The following is a 16,235-nucleotide window of genomic DNA, read 5'->3' on the forward strand; positions in this document are numbered from 1 at the left end:
CATGGCTGCAGAAAATATGACGCCGCAGGAATACATAGGACACCATCTGAATAACCTTCAGCTGGACCTGCGTACTTTCTCGCTGGTGGATCCGCACAACCCCCCGGCCACCTTCTGGACGCTCAACATTGACTCCATGTTCTTCTCAGTGGTGCTCGGTCTGTTGTTCCTTACCATTTTCCGTAGCGTTGCGAAGAAAGCGACCAGCGGAGTACCGGGTAAACTCCAGACGGCTATCGAGATGACCATTGGCTTCGTCCATGGCAGCGTTAAAGATATGTATCATGGCAAGAGCAAGCTGATTGCTCCGCTGGCCCTCACCGTGTTCGTCTGGGTATTCCTGATGAACCTGATGGACCTGCTGCCAATCGACCTGATTCCTTACATCGGTGAACACATTTTCGGCCTGCCTGCACTGCGCGTGGTTCCGTCTGCGGACGTTAACATCACCCTGTCGATGGCGCTTGGCGTGTTTATCCTGATTCTTTTCTACAGCATCAAAATGAAAGGCGTGGGTGGGTTCGTTAAAGAACTGACGCTGCAGCCGTTCAATCACTGGGCGTTCATTCCTGTCAACTTAATCCTTGAAGGGGTAAGCCTGCTGTCCAAACCTGTATCTCTGGGTCTGCGACTGTTCGGCAACATGTATGCCGGTGAGCTGATTTTCATTCTGATTGCTGGCCTGCTGCCGTGGTGGTCACAGTGGATTCTGAATGTGCCATGGGCCATTTTCCACATCCTGATTATTACGCTGCAAGCCTTCATCTTCATGGTTCTGACGATCGTCTATCTGTCGATGGCATCCGAAGAGCATTGATTTTTACCAACATACTACGTTTTTATTGAAACAAACTGGAGACTGTCATGGAAAACCTGAATATGGATCTGCTGTACATGGCTGCCGCTGTGATGATGGGTCTGGCGGCGATCGGTGCTGCGATCGGTATCGGCATCCTCGGGGGCAAATTCCTGGAAGGCGCAGCGCGTCAACCGGATCTGATTCCTCTGCTGCGTACTCAGTTCTTTATCGTTATGGGTCTGGTGGATGCAATCCCGATGATCGCTGTAGGTCTGGGTCTGTACGTGATGTTTGCTGTCGCGTAGTAAGTTGTACGTAAGAAACCTAAGCCACAGAGTTAATTTAAGAGGTATTGTGCTGTGAACATGAACGCAACAATCCTCGGCCAGGCCATCGCGTTTGTTCTTTTCGTATGGTTCTGCATGAAGTACGTATGGCCGCCTTTAATGGCTGCCATCGAAAAGCGGCAGAAAGAGATTTCTGACGGCTTAGCTTCTGCAGAACGCGCTAAGAAGGATTTGGACCTTGCACAGGCCAACGCGACCGACCAGCTGAAAAAAGCGAAAGCGGAAGCCCAGGTAATCATCGAGCAGGCGAACAAGCGTCGCGCTCAGATTCTGGATGAAACTAAAGCTGAAGCAGAACAGGAACGCACCAAAATCGTCGCACAGGCGCAGGCTGAAATTGATGCCGAACGTAAACGTGCTCGTGAGGAGCTGCGTAAGCAGGTCGCAATCCTGGCTGTTGCTGGCGCCGAGAAGATCATCGAACGTTCCGTGGATGAAGCTGCTAACAGCGACATCGTGGATAAACTTGTCGCTGAACTGTAAGGAGGGAGGGGCTGATGTCTGAATTTGTAACGGTAGCTCGCCCCTACGCCAAAGCAGCTTTTGACTTTGCCGTCGAACACAAAGGTGTTGAGCGCTGGCAGGATATGCTGGCGTTTGCCGCTGAAGTGACTAAAAACGAACAAATGGCAGAGCTTCTGTCCGGTGCTCTGGCGCCGGAAACGCTCTCTGAAGCGTTCATCGCGGTCTGCGGCGAGCAGCTGGACGACAGCGGCCAGAACCTGATTCGGGTTATGGCTGAAAACGGTCGTCTGAAGGTGCTCCCGGATGTTCTTGAGCAGTTCATTCACCTGCGCGCTGCCAGTGAGGCAACCGCAGAGGTAGATGTTATTTCTGCCACCCAACTGAGTGAAGAACAGCTCGCGAAGATTGCCGACGCGATGGAAAAACGTTTGTCACGCAAAGTTAAGCTGAATTGCAAAATCGATAAGTCTGTACTGGCAGGTGTTATCATCCGTGCGGGTGATATGGTCATTGATGGCAGCGTACGCGGCCGTCTTGATCGCCTTGCAGACGTCTTGCAGTCTTAAGGGGACTGGAGCATGCAACTGAATTCCACCGAAATCAGCGAACTGATCAAGCAGCGCATTGCTCAGTTCAATGTTGTGAGCGAGGCTCACAACGAAGGTACTATCGTTTCCGTCAGTGACGGCGTTATCCGCATCCACGGCCTGGCCGATTGTATGCAGGGTGAGATGATCTCTCTGCCGGGTAACCGTTTCGCTATCGCCCTGAACCTGGAGCGCGACTCCGTAGGTGCGGTAGTGATGGGTCCGTACGCTGACCTTGCCGAAGGCATGAAGGTTAAGTGTACCGGTCGTATCCTGGAAGTTCCTGTCGGTCGTGGCCTGCTGGGCCGCGTGGTGAACACCCTGGGTGCACCCATTGACGGTAAAGGTCCGGTTGAACACGATGGCTTCTCGCCAATCGAAGTTATCGCACCGGGCGTAATCGAACGTCAGTCCGTCGACCAGCCGGTACAGACCGGTTATAAATCCGTCGATGCAATGATCCCAATCGGCCGTGGCCAGCGTGAGCTGATCATCGGTGACCGTCAGACCGGTAAAACCGCGATGGCAATCGATGCGATCATCAACCAGCGTGATTCCGGCATTAAGTGCGTCTACGTGGCTATCGGCCAGAAAGCGTCCACCATCTCTAACGTGGTACGTAAACTGGAAGAACACGGCGCGCTGTCCAACACCATCGTTGTTGTGGCGACCGCTTCTGAATCCGCTGCGCTGCAGTACCTGGCTCCGTATGCCGGTTGCGCAATGGGTGAATACTTCCGCGACCGCGGCGAAGATGCGCTGATCGTATACGATGACCTGTCTAAACAGGCCGTTGCTTACCGTCAGGTGTCCCTGCTGCTCCGCCGTCCGCCAGGACGTGAAGCATTCCCAGGCGACGTGTTCTACCTCCACTCCCGTCTGCTGGAGCGCGCATCCCGCGTTAACGCTGAATACGTTGAGAACTTCACCAAAGGTGAAGTGAAAGGTAAAACAGGTTCCCTGACCGCGCTGCCGATTATCGAAACTCAGGCTGGTGACGTTTCCGCATTCGTTCCGACTAACGTAATTTCCATTACCGATGGTCAGATCTTCCTGGAAACCAACCTGTTTAACTCCGGTATTCGTCCGGCGGTCAACCCGGGTATCTCCGTATCCCGTGTTGGTGGTGCTGCTCAGACCAAGATCATCAAGAAACTGTCCGGTGGTATTCGTACCGCTCTGGCACAGTATCGTGAACTGGCTGCGTTCTCTCAGTTCGCATCCGATCTGGACGAAGCAACCCGTAAACAGCTGAGCCATGGTCAGAAAGTAACCGAGCTGCTGAAACAGAAACAGTATGCGCCGATGTCTGTAGCACAGCAGGGCCTGGTCCTGTTTGCTGCTGAACGCGGTTACCTCGAAGATGTGGAACTGGCGAAAATCGGTAGCTTCGAAGCCGCTCTGCTGGCTTACGTTGACCGTGACCACGCTCCGCTGATGCAAGAGATTAACCAGACCGGTGGCTATAACGACGAGATCGAAGGCAAGCTGAAAGGCATCCTCGACTCCTTCAAAGCAACCCAGTCCTGGTAAAGTCTGGCGGCTTGTCTTAGGGCAAGCCGCACGGCATTGAGGAGAAGTTCATGGCCGGCGCAAAAGAGATACGTAGTAAGATCGCAAGCGTCCAGAACACGCAGAAGATCACTAAAGCGATGGAAATGGTCGCCGCTTCCAAAATGCGTAAATCGCAGGATCGCATGGCGGCCAGCCGTCCTTATGCAGAGACCATGCGCAAAGTGATTGGTCACCTTGCGAACGGTAATCTGGAATATAAGCACCCTTACCTGGAAGAACGCGACGTTAAGCGCGTAGGCTACCTGGTGGTGTCGACCGACCGTGGTCTGTGCGGTGGCTTGAACATTAACCTGTTCAAAAAGCTGCTGGCGGATATGAAAGTCTGGTCCGATAAAGGCGTTCAGTGCGATATCGCAATGATCGGCTCTAAAGGCGTTTCTTTCTTTAATTCCGTGGGCGGCAATATTGTCGCTCAGGTGACCGGCATGGGTGATAATCCGTCCCTGTCCGAACTGATCGGTCCGGTAAAAGTGATGTTGCAGGCCTATGATGAAGGCCGTCTGGACAAGCTGTACGTTGTCAGCAACAAATTTATTAATACCATGTCTCAGGCTCCGACCATTACTCAGCTGCTGCCGCTACCGGCGTCAGACGATGCTGATCTGAAGCGTAAATCCTGGGATTACCTGTATGAGCCAGATCCAAAAGCGCTGCTGGATACCCTCCTGCGTCGCTACGTTGAGTCTCAGGTTTATCAGGGCGTGGTAGAAAACCTGGCCAGCGAGCAGGCCGCACGTATGGTGGCGATGAAAGCCGCTACCGATAATGGCGGCAGCCTGATTAAAGAGCTGCAGTTGGTATACAACAAAGCTCGTCAGGCCAGCATTACTCAGGAACTCACCGAAATCGTCGGTGGTGCATCCGCGGTATAACCAGGTTAATTCGTAGAGGATTCAAGATGGCTACTGGAAAAATTGTCCAGGTAATCGGCGCCGTGGTTGACGTCGAATTCCCTCAGGATGCCGTACCGCGCGTGTACGATGCTCTTGAGGTACAAAATGGTAACGAGAGTCTGGTGCTGGAAGTTCAGCAGCAGCTCGGCGGTGGTATCGTACGTGCTATCGCCATGGGTTCTTCCGACGGTCTGCGTCGTGGTCTGGAAGTTAAAGACCTCGAGCACCCGATCGAAGTCCCGGTTGGTAAAGCAACGCTGGGTCGTATCATGAACGTGCTGGGTCAGCCGATCGATATGAAAGGCGACATCGGTGAAGAAGACCGTTGGGCTATCCACCGCGCGGCACCTTCCTACGAAGAGCTGTCAAGCTCTCAGGAACTGCTGGAAACCGGCATCAAAGTAATCGACCTGATGTGTCCGTTCGCTAAGGGCGGTAAAGTCGGTCTGTTCGGCGGTGCGGGCGTGGGTAAAACCGTAAACATGATGGAGCTGATCCGTAACATCGCGATCGAGCACTCCGGTTACTCCGTGTTTGCGGGCGTAGGTGAACGTACTCGTGAGGGTAACGACTTCTACCACGAGATGACCGACTCCAACGTTCTGGATAAAGTATCCCTGGTTTACGGCCAGATGAACGAGCCGCCGGGAAACCGTCTGCGCGTTGCGCTGACCGGTCTGACCATGGCTGAGAAATTCCGTGACGAAGGTCGTGACGTACTGCTGTTCGTCGATAACATCTATCGTTATACCCTGGCCGGTACGGAAGTATCCGCACTGCTGGGCCGTATGCCTTCAGCGGTAGGTTATCAGCCGACTCTGGCGGAAGAGATGGGCGTTCTGCAGGAACGTATCACCTCCACCAAAACCGGTTCTATCACTTCCGTGCAGGCGGTATACGTCCCTGCGGATGACTTGACTGACCCATCCCCAGCAACCACCTTTGCTCACTTAGATGCAACCGTGGTACTGAGCCGTCAGATCGCGTCTCTGGGTATCTACCCGGCCGTTGACCCGCTGGACTCCACCAGCCGTCAGCTGGATCCGCTGGTTGTTGGTCAGGAACACTACGACACCGCGCGTGGCGTACAGTCTCTGCTGCAACGTTATCAGGAACTGAAAGACATCATCGCCATCCTCGGTATGGATGAGCTGTCTGAAGAAGATAAACTGGTGGTAGCTCGCGCGCGTAAGATCCAGCGCTTCCTGTCCCAGCCGTTCTTCGTGGCAGAAGTATTTACCGGTTCACCGGGCAAATACGTCTCCCTGAAAGACACCATCCGTGGCTTTAAAGGCATCATGGAAGGCGAATACGATCACCTGCCGGAGCAGGCGTTCTACATGGTTGGTTCCATCGACGAAGCCGTGGAAAAAGCCAAAAAACTTTAACGCCTTAATCGGAGGGTGATATGGCAATGACTTACCACCTGGACGTCGTCAGCGCAGAGAAGCAAATGTTCTCTGGTCTGGTCGAGAAAATCCAGGTAACGGGTAGTGAAGGTGAGCTGGGTATTTTCCCGGGTCACGCCCCGCTGCTCACCGCCATTAAGCCTGGTATGATTCGCATCGTTAAACAGCACGGTCATGAAGAGTTTATCTATCTGTCCGGCGGCATTCTTGAAGTGCAGCCTGGCAGCGTGACCGTACTGGCTGATACGGCAATTCGTGGCCAGGATCTCGACGAAGCACGAGCCCTGGAATCGAAGCGTAAAGCGGAAGAGCACATTAACAGCTCTCACGGCGACGTAGATTACGCTCAGGCGTCTGCGGAACTGGCCAAAGCGATCGCCAAACTGCGCGTTATCGAATTGACCAAAAAAGCGATGTAACACCGGCTTGAAAGTTAAAAAGCCAGTCTGGTTTCCAGGCTGGCTTTTTTTATGGTTTCGTTTCAGTAATTTCAAAACTAAAAAGACATTTTAAAAATTTTGTGATGATGATCTCATTTTTGTTGATCGCTCAAAAAATGAGGCGTAGACTTCTTTTTGTGATGTACATCACAAAAAATAATTTATCAAAACGTCTCTCTATTCAGGAAGTCATCATGAAACTGCTCAATAAAATCATCGCCTTCTTCAGCACTATGAACGTGACCTTCGGTACCTTCAATAACTAAGAAGCCCGCTCTCCGGCCTGCATTTGCGCTGTACCGCTAACTAAAACGACAACACATGCGGTGTGAAGCAGGAAAGAAAGTAAAAGGTCGCCCGCGGGCGACCTTTGTATTTTAGGGCCAGTATCAGGAACGAGGCTGGCTACGGCTGAGGAAATCGCCGGTATTGAAACGGCCATCCGCATGGCGCAGCAGCGGGTCCGGCAGCGCCAGCGTTTGATAGTCGTCGCTCTTAATGCTCTTTCCCTGGGCGTTGATGCTCTTACCGTCGTGGATAAAATAGTTGCTGTCGTCGATATTGCCGACCACGGCATCATCATATTTTCCAGGCTGGCTGCGCAGGGAGATATTGTCGCTAAACGAGCCCTGAGTCTCGGGTTTACCGTACGGGCTGGCGCGGAAGATGTAGTTAAAGCGCTGATTATCCACCGCCACGTTGTTGACCACCACCAGCCTGCCGGGGTTGAAGTTATCCGTAAAACCGTCCAGATGATTGCCAATCGCAATGCTGTTGCGCACTTCATGCGCCACCGGCTGCCCTTCCCCACCCAGCTTAAAACCATTGCTGGTGTTATTACGGGCAATTGAATTCTCGATCACCACAACGCCATTGGCGCCATCTTCAATCTTGTTGAACAGGTCAAATCCGTCGTCGATATTATCGTAGGAGTAGCACCCTTCGAGCCGGTTTCCCTCGCCCACCCGCATTTTTACCGCAAAACCATCGGCGTTAATCTTGCCCGGATCTTCATTACTGAACGATTCGGAGTTGACCACCCGGTTGTAGCTGGCCCACAGCGGGCGCCCCACGTCCGGCGGAGAGGAAATTTGAATCCCGGTATCATCGTTGCGATAAGCGGTGACGTTCTCAATCAGATTATGACTGCCCTGCACGCGCAGGCTTTTATCGGTGACGGCGATCCCCTTGATGTGCCAGTAGCTGGCGTCGAGCTGCAGGCCGTGAATGACCGCCTTTCCGTCGGCCCGCAGCGTCTTGGGTTGCCCTTTGAGCCCGCTGGCGCTGAGCGGGATCTGCGTTTGCGGATAGTCTCCGGCGGCTAAGATAAGCGTGCCGCCAGCCGGCAGTAGCTCCACGCCGCGGGAGAGAGTGAGCGGAGCGTCAGCCGTTCCGCTGGCGTTCGCCTGCCCTTGCGCAGAAACGTAGAGGGTACGGCCTTCGACGCCGACGCTGCGTTCAACCGTCAGCGTTTGCGCCACCGGCTTGCCGCTGGTGGCCGGCGTAAACAGCACCTCGAAGGTGTTCCTGTCTTTGAGCGTGGCGGGTTGCGTAAACATCTCCCCGGCTTTGACGGCGATGTCCTTGCCGATGATGACTTCGTCCTGGCGGACGGTGAAGCGCCCGTCATAGTTAGCCCGCGCCTGCAGAATATACTCCGCGCTCTGGCTTTGGGCGCCAGAGGCAATCTGCATCACAACCGGCCAGGCTTTCGCAATATAGGGCGGAGAAGCCTGCGTCCTGGCTGCTGAAGTCGTCAGCGAGGCGTTGCTGATGGTGATTTTGGCATTACGCGAGGCGAAAAAGCCGACGTAGTAATGGTCTTTATCCTGCTGGGCAATCGTGTCGCTGCGGGGAACCTTCTTGCTTACCCATTCGCTGCTGCCCGTCGGCGCCCATGAGGTGATGAAACCGTCGTTAGTGCGTTCCAGCTTGAGCTGAAAGGCTGGGGTTTGCCGGAGATCGATATTCTCTTTGTAGCTCTGCCTGGTAATAGAAGAACCGGCATTGCCCCAGGGCTGGGAAATTCCTTCCCGGCCGATCGCCTGCAGTTTTATATGCGCATGATCTTTCTTATCCTGGGTCACGATCGCGTTCATGAGCATATTCGATGCTGCTGGAAACTCTTCATAGCCCACCTTTAAAGGCTGCTGGCGCGGCAGACCGATAACATCACGCACCAGCAGCCCGGCGCCTTCCTGCGCTGCTGGAAGGGCGCCGTTCTCCGGGCCGAACTGATCCACCGTGACCGTCGCCTGCAGGACAAAGTTTTGGCTAACCGGCAGCATGGTATAAAAGAAGGTCAGGCCATCATGCGAATTCGCGATCTTGCCTCCCCGACTCTCAATGGTGACGGGAGCGCTGAGATCGGCAGTATCCTGGGGCGTCAGCTTTTTACCTGCTATCGTAACGTCATTCACCCCGATTTTTTCCGGCAGGACGTTGGAGGAGAAATTAACGTCGGTTGATTGACCAAAAGCGATACCTCGCCAGACATGAGCCTCGCCAGCGTGCAGCGGCAATGCGATAATTGCGCTACAAAGGGCTAATGCCAAAGGGATTTTTTTATTCATTTTTTTCTCCAGAGTAAATAATGAGCAGCATTATCATCGTAATGAAACGGTGTTTCTATTTACCGCGTCACAATAAATGAATAATAAAACCATGTTTTAATTTTGTGTTTTCGCTTTATTCAGGCGTCGAAAAAACAGAAAAAGCAGAGGGATAGCAAATATTCATCTCTCTTAGCGGGTTTTTTCGGAGATAAACTGATTTGCAGTGACTAAAAATAGCGCCATAAAATGGTGTATAGCGTTGAGCCTGAGCGTTTTATCCTCGTCTCGTTTCATGATGAAAAATATGTAGTAATTTCAACGTGAAAGGCTTTTACTTTTCGTTCTAACAGCTGTCAGGATGCGTATGTCAAACAGTGCGATGAGCGTGGTTGTCCTTGCCGCAGGCAAAGGGACCCGCATGTATTCCGATCTTCCCAAGGTGCTGCACGCTCTGGCTGGGAAGCCAATGGTTCAGCATGTCATTGATGCTACTAAAGATTTAGGCGCCTCTTCCGTACACCTTGTGTATGGCCACGGCGGCGATCTGCTGCGTCAAACGCTGCATGAAGACAACCTTAACTGGGTTCTGCAGGCGGAACAGCTGGGAACCGGCCATGCGATGCAGCAGGCGGCACCTTTCTTTGCCGATGATGAAGACATCATGATGCTGTACGGCGACGTCCCGCTGATCTCCGTCGATACCCTGCAGCGCCTGCGCGCCGCCAAACCGCAGGGCGGGATTGGTCTGCTGACGGTAAAGCTGGACGATCCGAGCGGCTATGGACGCATCACCCGTGAAAACGGCCGGGTAAGCGGCATCGTTGAGCATAAAGATGCCAGCGAAGCGCAGCGTCAAATTCAGGAAATTAACACCGGGATCCTCATCGCCGGCGGCGCGGATTTAAAACGCTGGCTGGCGAAGCTGACGAATAACAACGTCCAGGGCGAATACTACATTACCGATATCATCGCCATGGCGTATCAGGAAGGCCGGGAAATCGTTGCCGTCCACCCGCAGCGTTTAAGCGAAGTTGAAGGCGTCAACAACCGCCTGCAGCTCTCCCGCCTCGAGCGCGTCTATCAGTCTGAACAGGCGAAAAAACTGCTGCTGGCGGGCGTGATGCTGCGCGATCCGGCTCGTTTTGATCTCCGCGGCACCCTGACGCACGGGCGCGACGTTGAGATTGATACTAACGTTATCCTTGAGGGCAACGTGGTGCTGGGCGAACGGGTGAAAATTGGTACCGGCTGCGTGATTAAGAACAGCACCATCGGCGATGACTGCGAAATCAGCCCGTACTCGGTGGTGGAAGATGCCCACCTGCAGGCTGCCTGCACTATCGGACCTTTTGCTCGTCTGCGTCCGGGGGCGGAGCTGCTGGAAGGCGCCCACGTCGGCAACTTTGTCGAAATGAAGAAAGCGCGGCTGGGTAAAGGCTCGAAGGCGGGGCACCTCTCCTACCTTGGCGATGCGGAAATCGGCGATAACGTCAATATCGGTGCAGGTACCATCACCTGTAACTATGACGGTGCCAATAAATTTAAAACCATTATCGGCAACGACGTGTTTGTCGGCTCGGACAGCCAGCTGGTGGCGCCCGTCACCGTAGGCAACGGCGCGACGATTGCCGCCGGTACGACGGTAACCCGCGATATCGCTGATAATGAATTGGTATTAAGCCGCGTGCCGCAGGTCCACAAGCAGGGCTGGCAGCGTCCGGTGAAGAAAAAGTAGGTCATTTATCCCTCGTCCTTTTGGGATGAGGGCCGGGGTGAGAGGATAAAATAATCCTCCCCCCACGGCAGTAACCATAAAAATAGCCCCACTCTCTACAAGGCTCGGGGCGCCCGAAAAGGGCATTACCCAACGGCAAATGCGTTGGGTAAAACACAGGTCAGCGACAACGCATGGCATAACGCCATTATCAGGAAATTTAACTATGTGTGGAATTGTTGGCGCAGTCGCGCAGCGTGATATTGCTGAAATCCTTATCGAAGGTTTACGTCGTCTGGAATACCGTGGCTATGACTCTGCCGGTCTGGCAGTGGTTGATAACGAAGGACATATGTCCCGCGTTCGTCGGCTCGGTAAGGTACAGATGCTGGCTCAGGCGGTAGAAGAGCAGCCGTTGCACGGCGGTACGGGGATTGCCCATACCCGCTGGGCGACCCACGGCGAGCCGTCGGAGAGCAATGCGCATCCGCATGTTTCTGAACATATTGTGGTGGTCCACAACGGAATCATCGAAAACCATGAACCGCTGCGCGAGCTGCTGCAGTCGCGCGGCTATGTTTTCGTATCAGAGACTGATACGGAAGTGATTGCTCACCTGGTGCACTGGGAGCTGGAGCAAGGCGGCACTCTGCGGGAAGCCGTTCTGCGCACTATCCCACAGCTGCGCGGCGCTTACGGTACCGTGATCGTGGATACCCGCGATCCGGGCACCCTGCTGGCCGCTCGCTCAGGCAGCCCGCTGGTTATCGGTCTGGGCATGGGGGAGAACTTCATCGCCTCCGATCAGCTGGCGCTGCTGCCGGTGACCCGCCGCTTTATCTTCCTCGAAGAGGGCGATATCGCGGAAGTTTCCCGCCGCTCGGTGGTGGTGTTTGATAAGTCAGGCGCGGAGGTTAAACGCCCGGATATCGAATCCAACCTGCAGTACGACGCGGGCGATAAGGGCATCTACCGCCACTACATGCAAAAAGAGATCTACGAACAGCCGAACGCAATCAAGAACACCCTCTCCGGGCGCATTAGCCACGGAGAAGTCGATCTGAGCGAGCTGGGCGTTAACGCCAACGAGATGCTGTCTCAGGTTGAGCATATCCAGATTGTCGCCTGCGGCACTTCGTATAACTCCGGGATGGTTTCTCGCTACTGGTTTGAAGCGCTGGCCGGCGTGCCGTGCGATGTCGAAATTGCCTCTGAATTCCGCTATCGCAAATCGGCTGTACGCCGCAACAGCCTGATGATCACGCTCTCCCAGTCCGGCGAGACGGCGGATACTCTGGCCGCTCTGCGCCTGTCGAAAGAGCTGGGATATCTTGGCTCTCTGGCTATTTGCAACGTCCCTGGCTCGTCGCTGGTTCGCGAGTCCGATCTGTCGCTGATGACCAAAGCGGGCACCGAAATCGGCGTGGCTTCCACCAAAGCCTTCACCACTCAGCTGACCGTGCTGCTGATGCTGGTGGCGAAGCTGGCGCGTCTGAAGGGCCAGGATGCGGCGATTGAGCACGATATCGTGCACGGTCTGCAGGCGTTACCGAGCCGAATCGAACAGATGCTGTCGCAGGACAAGCGTATTGAAGCGCTGGCGGAAAGCTTCTCTGATAAGCACCACGCGCTGTTCCTCGGACGTGGCGATCAGTACCCTATTGCCCTTGAAGGGGCGCTGAAGCTGAAAGAGATCTCGTATATCCACGCGGAAGCCTACGCTGCCGGCGAGCTGAAGCACGGTCCTCTGGCCCTGATTGACGCCGAGATGCCGGTTATTGTGGTCGCACCGAACAACGAACTACTGGAGAAGCTCAAATCCAACATTGAAGAAGTTCGCGCCCGCGGCGGCCAGCTGTACGTCTTTGCCGACGGTGATGCTGGCTTTAGCAGCAGCGACAATATGCACATCATCCAGATGCCGCATGTTGAAGAGGCGATCGCGCCAATCTTCTACACCGTGCCGCTGCAGCTGCTGGCCTATCACGTGGCGCTGATTAAAGGCACCGACGTTGACCAGCCGCGTAACCTGGCCAAATCGGTAACCGTAGAATAGAGTACAGCTCACCTTACAAGGGCTGCCATTCGGTGGCCCTTTTTGTTACCCGCCGATCGTTTTTTATCGCAGCGTAAAAAATTTGGCGACGCTGGTTTATGACAAACTGTCATCTTTGACGACGATTTTGGCTGTCAAAAAAATAAAATATTCCCGCAAAATTCCCGTCACTTAAATAATTAACACCATGATTTATAGTGTTTTTATTTTATTCTGTTTCGCACCTTTTTGCCTGTCATAAAACTGTAATAATTCGTACATTTTACTGTCACCTCTTTGTCCTATTTTGCTCACCATAGCCTCGAAACAACGATTTACGAATCCAGCAGGAGACATTATGAACGTTATGCGTACCACCGTCGCAACAGTTGTCGCCGCGACCTTATCTATGAGCGCTTTTTCTGCATTTGCAGCAGCAAGTCTGACGGGCGCAGGCGCAACTTTCCCTGCGCCGGTGTATGCCAAATGGGCTGATACCTATCAGAAAGAGACCGGCAATAAAGTGAACTACCAGGGCATCGGCTCTTCCGGTGGTGTAAAACAGATTATTGCCAACACCGTTGATTTCGGTGCTTCTGATGCTCCTCTGGCTGACGACAAGCTGGCTCAGGAAGGTTTGTTCCAGTTCCCAACCGTTATCGGCGGCGTGGTGCTGGCCGTTAACCTGCCAGGCGTGAAGTCCGGTGAGCTGGTGCTGGACGGTAAAACGCTGGGCGACATCTACCTGGGCAAAATTAAGAAGTGGGATGACGAAGCGATTGCCAAACTCAACCCAGGCAAGAAGCTGCCGGCACAGAATATTGCCGTGGTTCGTCGTGCTGATGGCTCCGGTACCTCCTTCGTCTTCACCAGCTACCTGGCGAAAGTGAACGAAGAGTGGAAATCCAAAATCGGCGCAGGTTCTACCGTTAACTGGCCGACCGGTCTGGGCGGTAAAGGTAACGACGGTATCGCCGCTTTCGTTCAGCGTCTGCCGGGTTCCATTGGCTACGTTGAGTACGCCTATGCGAAACAAAACAACCTCGCCTACACCAAGCTGCTGTCTGCTGACGGCAAGCCGGTTAGCCCAACCGAAGATAACTTCGCGAACGCCGCGAAAGGTATCGACTGGAGCAAGTCCTTTGCTCAGGACCTGACTAACCAGAAAGGTGAAAATGCATGGCCGATCACCTCAACCACCTTTATCCTGGTGCACAAGGCTTCCAGCAAGCCTGAGCAGACGGCTGAAGTGCTGAAGTTCTTCGACTGGGCGTATAAAAACGGCGGTAAAGAAGCTAACGCGCTGGATTACGCAACGCTGCCGGAAAGCGTGGTTGAGCAGGTTCGCGCTGCATGGAAAACCAACGTGAAAGACAGCAGCGGTAAAGCGCTGTACTAATACTCGCTATACTTCGCGCTGCAGGCCAGGTTGCTGCGGCGCGAATTATTTTGGGTATAGCATTACCTTTGTCTAACAGGTCAGTAATATAGCGGCCTTTCGGACCCGAACTTAAAGAGTAACCTATGGCTGCAACCAAGCCGGCATTCAACCCTCCGGGGAAAAAGGGTGACATAATTTTCGGCGTGCTGGTCAAACTGGCGGCGCTGATTGTGCTATTGATGCTGGGCGGCATCATCGTTTCCCTGATTATCTCTTCGTGGCCAAGCATTCAAAAGTTTGGTTTTTCCTTTTTGTGGACTAAAGAGTGGGATGCGCCGAACGAAGTCTTCGGGGCGCTGGTTCCGATCTACGGTACGCTGGTTACCTCATTTATCGCGCTGCTGATTGCCGTTCCGGTGAGCTTCGGCATTGCGCTGTTCCTGACCGAACTCTCTCCCGCCTGGCTTAAGCGTCCTCTCGGTATTGCGATCGAACTGCTGGCGGCTATTCCGAGTATCGTGTACGGCATGTGGGGCCTGTTTATCTTTGCGCCGCTGTTCGCCACCTACTTCCAGGAGCCGGTTGGCAACATCATGTCGACCATTCCTTTCGTCGGCGCCCTGTTTGCGGGACCGGCGTTTGGTATCGGTATTCTGGCGGCCGGCGTCATTCTGGCCATCATGATCATCCCTTATATTGCCGCGGTTATGCGTGATGTGTTCGAGCAGACGCCGGTGATGATGAAAGAGTCAGCCTACGGCATCGGCTGCACCACCTGGGAGGTTATCTGGCGCATTGTGCTGCCCTTTACCCGCAACGGGGTGATAGGCGGGGTGATGCTCGGTCTGGGGCGCGCGCTGGGGGAAACTATGGCGGTGACCTTTATTATCGGTAACACCTACCAGCTGGATAGCGCTTCGCTGTATATGCCGGGCAACAGTATCACCTCCGCGCTGGCGAACGAGTTTGCCGAAGCCGAGTCCGGCCTGCACGTTGCCGCGCTGATGGAGCTGGGTCTGATTCTGTTCGTTATTACCTTTATTGTTCTGGCCGCATCTAAGTTCATGGTGATGCGTCTGGCGAAGAATGAGGGAGCGCGCTAATGGCGACGATTGAGCTACAAACCACCGCCGAGCTGGCGGAGTCCCGCCGTAAAATGCAGGCTAAGCGGCGCCTGAAAAACCGGATCGCGCTGGGTCTCTCAATGGGGACGATGGTATTTGGTCTGTTCTGGCTTATCTGGATCCTGATGGCCACGGTGACCCGCGGCATTGACGGCATGAGCCTGGCGCTGTTCACCGAAATGACCCCGCCGCCGAACACCGCTGGCGGCGGCCTGGCTAACGCCCTCGCGGGCAGCGGCCTGCTGATCCTGTGGTCAACGATCTTCGGCACGCCGCTGGGCATCATGGCGGGGATTTATCTGGCGGAATATGGCCGTAAATCCGCGCTGGCGGAAGTGATTCGTTTTATTAACGATATCCTGCTCTCCGCCCCGTCTATCGTGGTGGGCCTGTTCGTTTACACCATCGTGGTCGCACAGATGCAGCACTTCTCCGGCTGGGCGGGCGTTATTGCGCTGGCGCTGCTGCAGGTGCCGATCGTGATTCGTACCACCGAGAATATGCTGAAGCTGGTGCCGGACAGCCTGCGTGAAGCGGCTTACGCCCTGGGGACGCCGAAATGGCGCATGATTTCCGCGATCACCCTGAAAGCCTCGGTTTCCGGCATCATGACGGGCATCCTGCTGGCTATCGCGCGTATCGCCGGGGAAACGGCGCCGCTGCTGTTTACCGCGCTCTCCAACCAGTTCTGGAGTACCGACATGATGCAGCCGATCGCCAACCTGCCGGTAACGATTTTCAAATTTGCCATGAGTCCGTTTGCGGAGTGGCAGCAACTGGCATGGGCCGGGGTATTGATTATCACCCTGTGCGTACTGCTGCTGAACGTTCTGGCGCGCGTGGTTTTCGCGAAGAATAAACACGGTTAATTTTTTGCAGCGCGGCGAAACGCGGCGCTGAATGAGGAAGAG

15 protein-coding genes are annotated in these 16,235 nt (G+C 54.4%); 14 read left to right on the forward strand and 1 reads right to left on the reverse strand.

Going from position 1 to position 16,235, the window contains the following annotated elements; translation table 11 throughout:
* Position 1 precedes the first annotated feature (1 nt).
* From atpB to MMW58_RS30230, 9 genes are all read left to right on the forward strand, one after another.
* Positions 2-817, forward strand: coding sequence for a F0F1 ATP synthase subunit A (gene atpB, locus MMW58_RS28500; RefSeq protein ID WP_041143359.1), 816 nt, complete (start codon positions 2-4; stop codon positions 815-817).
* A 47-nt stretch (positions 818-864) separates the two neighbouring features.
* Positions 865-1,104, forward strand: a complete 240-nt coding sequence (gene atpE, locus MMW58_RS28505) for a F0F1 ATP synthase subunit C (protein ID WP_000429386.1) — start codon at positions 865-867, stop codon at positions 1,102-1,104.
* A 54-nt stretch (positions 1,105-1,158) separates the two neighbouring features.
* Positions 1,159-1,629, forward strand: a complete 471-nt coding sequence (gene atpF / locus MMW58_RS28510; protein ID WP_041143358.1) for a F0F1 ATP synthase subunit B — start codon at positions 1,159-1,161, stop codon at positions 1,627-1,629.
* A 14-nt stretch (positions 1,630-1,643) separates the two neighbouring features.
* Positions 1,644-2,177, forward strand: a complete 534-nt coding sequence (gene atpH / locus MMW58_RS28515; protein ID WP_045853731.1) for a F0F1 ATP synthase subunit delta — start codon at positions 1,644-1,646, stop codon at positions 2,175-2,177.
* A 12-nt stretch (positions 2,178-2,189) separates the two neighbouring features.
* A complete protein-coding gene (atpA, locus tag MMW58_RS28520; protein ID WP_041143356.1) occupies positions 2,190-3,731 on the forward strand; it encodes a F0F1 ATP synthase subunit alpha in 1,542 nt (513 codons plus the stop codon).
* 50 nt (positions 3,732-3,781) lie between these two features.
* The gene (gene atpG / locus MMW58_RS28525; RefSeq protein WP_041143355.1) at positions 3,782-4,645 is read left to right on the forward strand and encodes a F0F1 ATP synthase subunit gamma; all 864 of its coding nucleotides are present in this window, start codon (positions 3,782-3,784) and stop codon (positions 4,643-4,645) included.
* 26 nt (positions 4,646-4,671) lie between these two features.
* Positions 4,672-6,054, forward strand: coding sequence for a F0F1 ATP synthase subunit beta (atpD, locus tag MMW58_RS28530; RefSeq protein ID WP_041143354.1), 1,383 nt, complete (start codon positions 4,672-4,674; stop codon positions 6,052-6,054).
* Between the two features lie 20 nt (positions 6,055-6,074).
* Entirely contained in the window at positions 6,075-6,494 is a 420-nt protein-coding gene (locus MMW58_RS28535; protein ID WP_041143353.1) for a F0F1 ATP synthase subunit epsilon, read from the forward strand.
* Positions 6,495-6,652: 158 nt separating this feature from the next.
* Positions 6,653-6,781, forward strand: a complete 129-nt coding sequence (locus MMW58_RS30230) for a hypothetical protein (RefSeq protein ID WP_256464594.1) — start codon at positions 6,653-6,655, stop codon at positions 6,779-6,781.
* A 123-nt stretch (positions 6,782-6,904) separates the two neighbouring features.
* Here MMW58_RS30230 and MMW58_RS28540 read toward each other — a convergent pair whose 3' ends face one another.
* The gene (locus MMW58_RS28540) at positions 6,905-9,088 is read right to left on the reverse strand and encodes a right-handed parallel beta-helix repeat-containing protein (protein WP_241722550.1); all 2,184 of its coding nucleotides are present in this window, start codon (positions 9,086-9,088) and stop codon (positions 6,905-6,907) included.
* Positions 9,089-9,434: 346 nt separating this feature from the next.
* Here MMW58_RS28540 and glmU point away from each other — a divergent pair, with 346 nt between their 5' ends.
* From glmU to pstA, 5 genes are all read left to right on the forward strand, one after another.
* Positions 9,435-10,805, forward strand: a complete 1,371-nt coding sequence (gene glmU / locus MMW58_RS28545) for a bifunctional UDP-N-acetylglucosamine diphosphorylase/glucosamine-1-phosphate N-acetyltransferase GlmU (RefSeq protein WP_241722551.1) — start codon at positions 9,435-9,437, stop codon at positions 10,803-10,805.
* Positions 10,806-11,010: 205 nt separating this feature from the next.
* The gene (glmS, locus tag MMW58_RS28550) at positions 11,011-12,840 is read left to right on the forward strand and encodes a glutamine--fructose-6-phosphate transaminase (isomerizing) (RefSeq protein ID WP_159236680.1); all 1,830 of its coding nucleotides are present in this window, start codon (positions 11,011-11,013) and stop codon (positions 12,838-12,840) included.
* Positions 12,841-13,177: 337 nt separating this feature from the next.
* Complete coding sequence (gene pstS, locus MMW58_RS28555) at positions 13,178-14,218, forward strand: phosphate ABC transporter substrate-binding protein PstS (protein WP_123709472.1); 1,041 nt, start codon at positions 13,178-13,180, stop codon at positions 14,216-14,218.
* A 125-nt stretch (positions 14,219-14,343) separates the two neighbouring features.
* Positions 14,344-15,303 carry a phosphate ABC transporter permease PstC gene (gene pstC, locus MMW58_RS28560; RefSeq protein WP_132512443.1) on the forward strand — a complete coding sequence of 320 codons (960 nt, stop codon included), beginning with the start codon at positions 14,344-14,346 and terminating at the stop codon, positions 15,301-15,303.
* Positions 15,303-16,193 (forward strand): phosphate ABC transporter permease PstA, encoded by an 891-nt coding sequence (gene pstA / locus MMW58_RS28565; protein WP_045853737.1) that lies wholly within the window; start codon positions 15,303-15,305, stop codon positions 16,191-16,193. The genes pstC and pstA overlap by 1 nt, the downstream gene beginning before the upstream one ends.
* Positions 16,194-16,235 lie beyond the last annotated feature (42 nt).

The organism is Klebsiella sp. HC6, assembly GCF_022605325.1.
GTDB lineage: Bacteria > Pseudomonadota > Gammaproteobacteria > Enterobacterales > Enterobacteriaceae > Klebsiella > Klebsiella terrigena.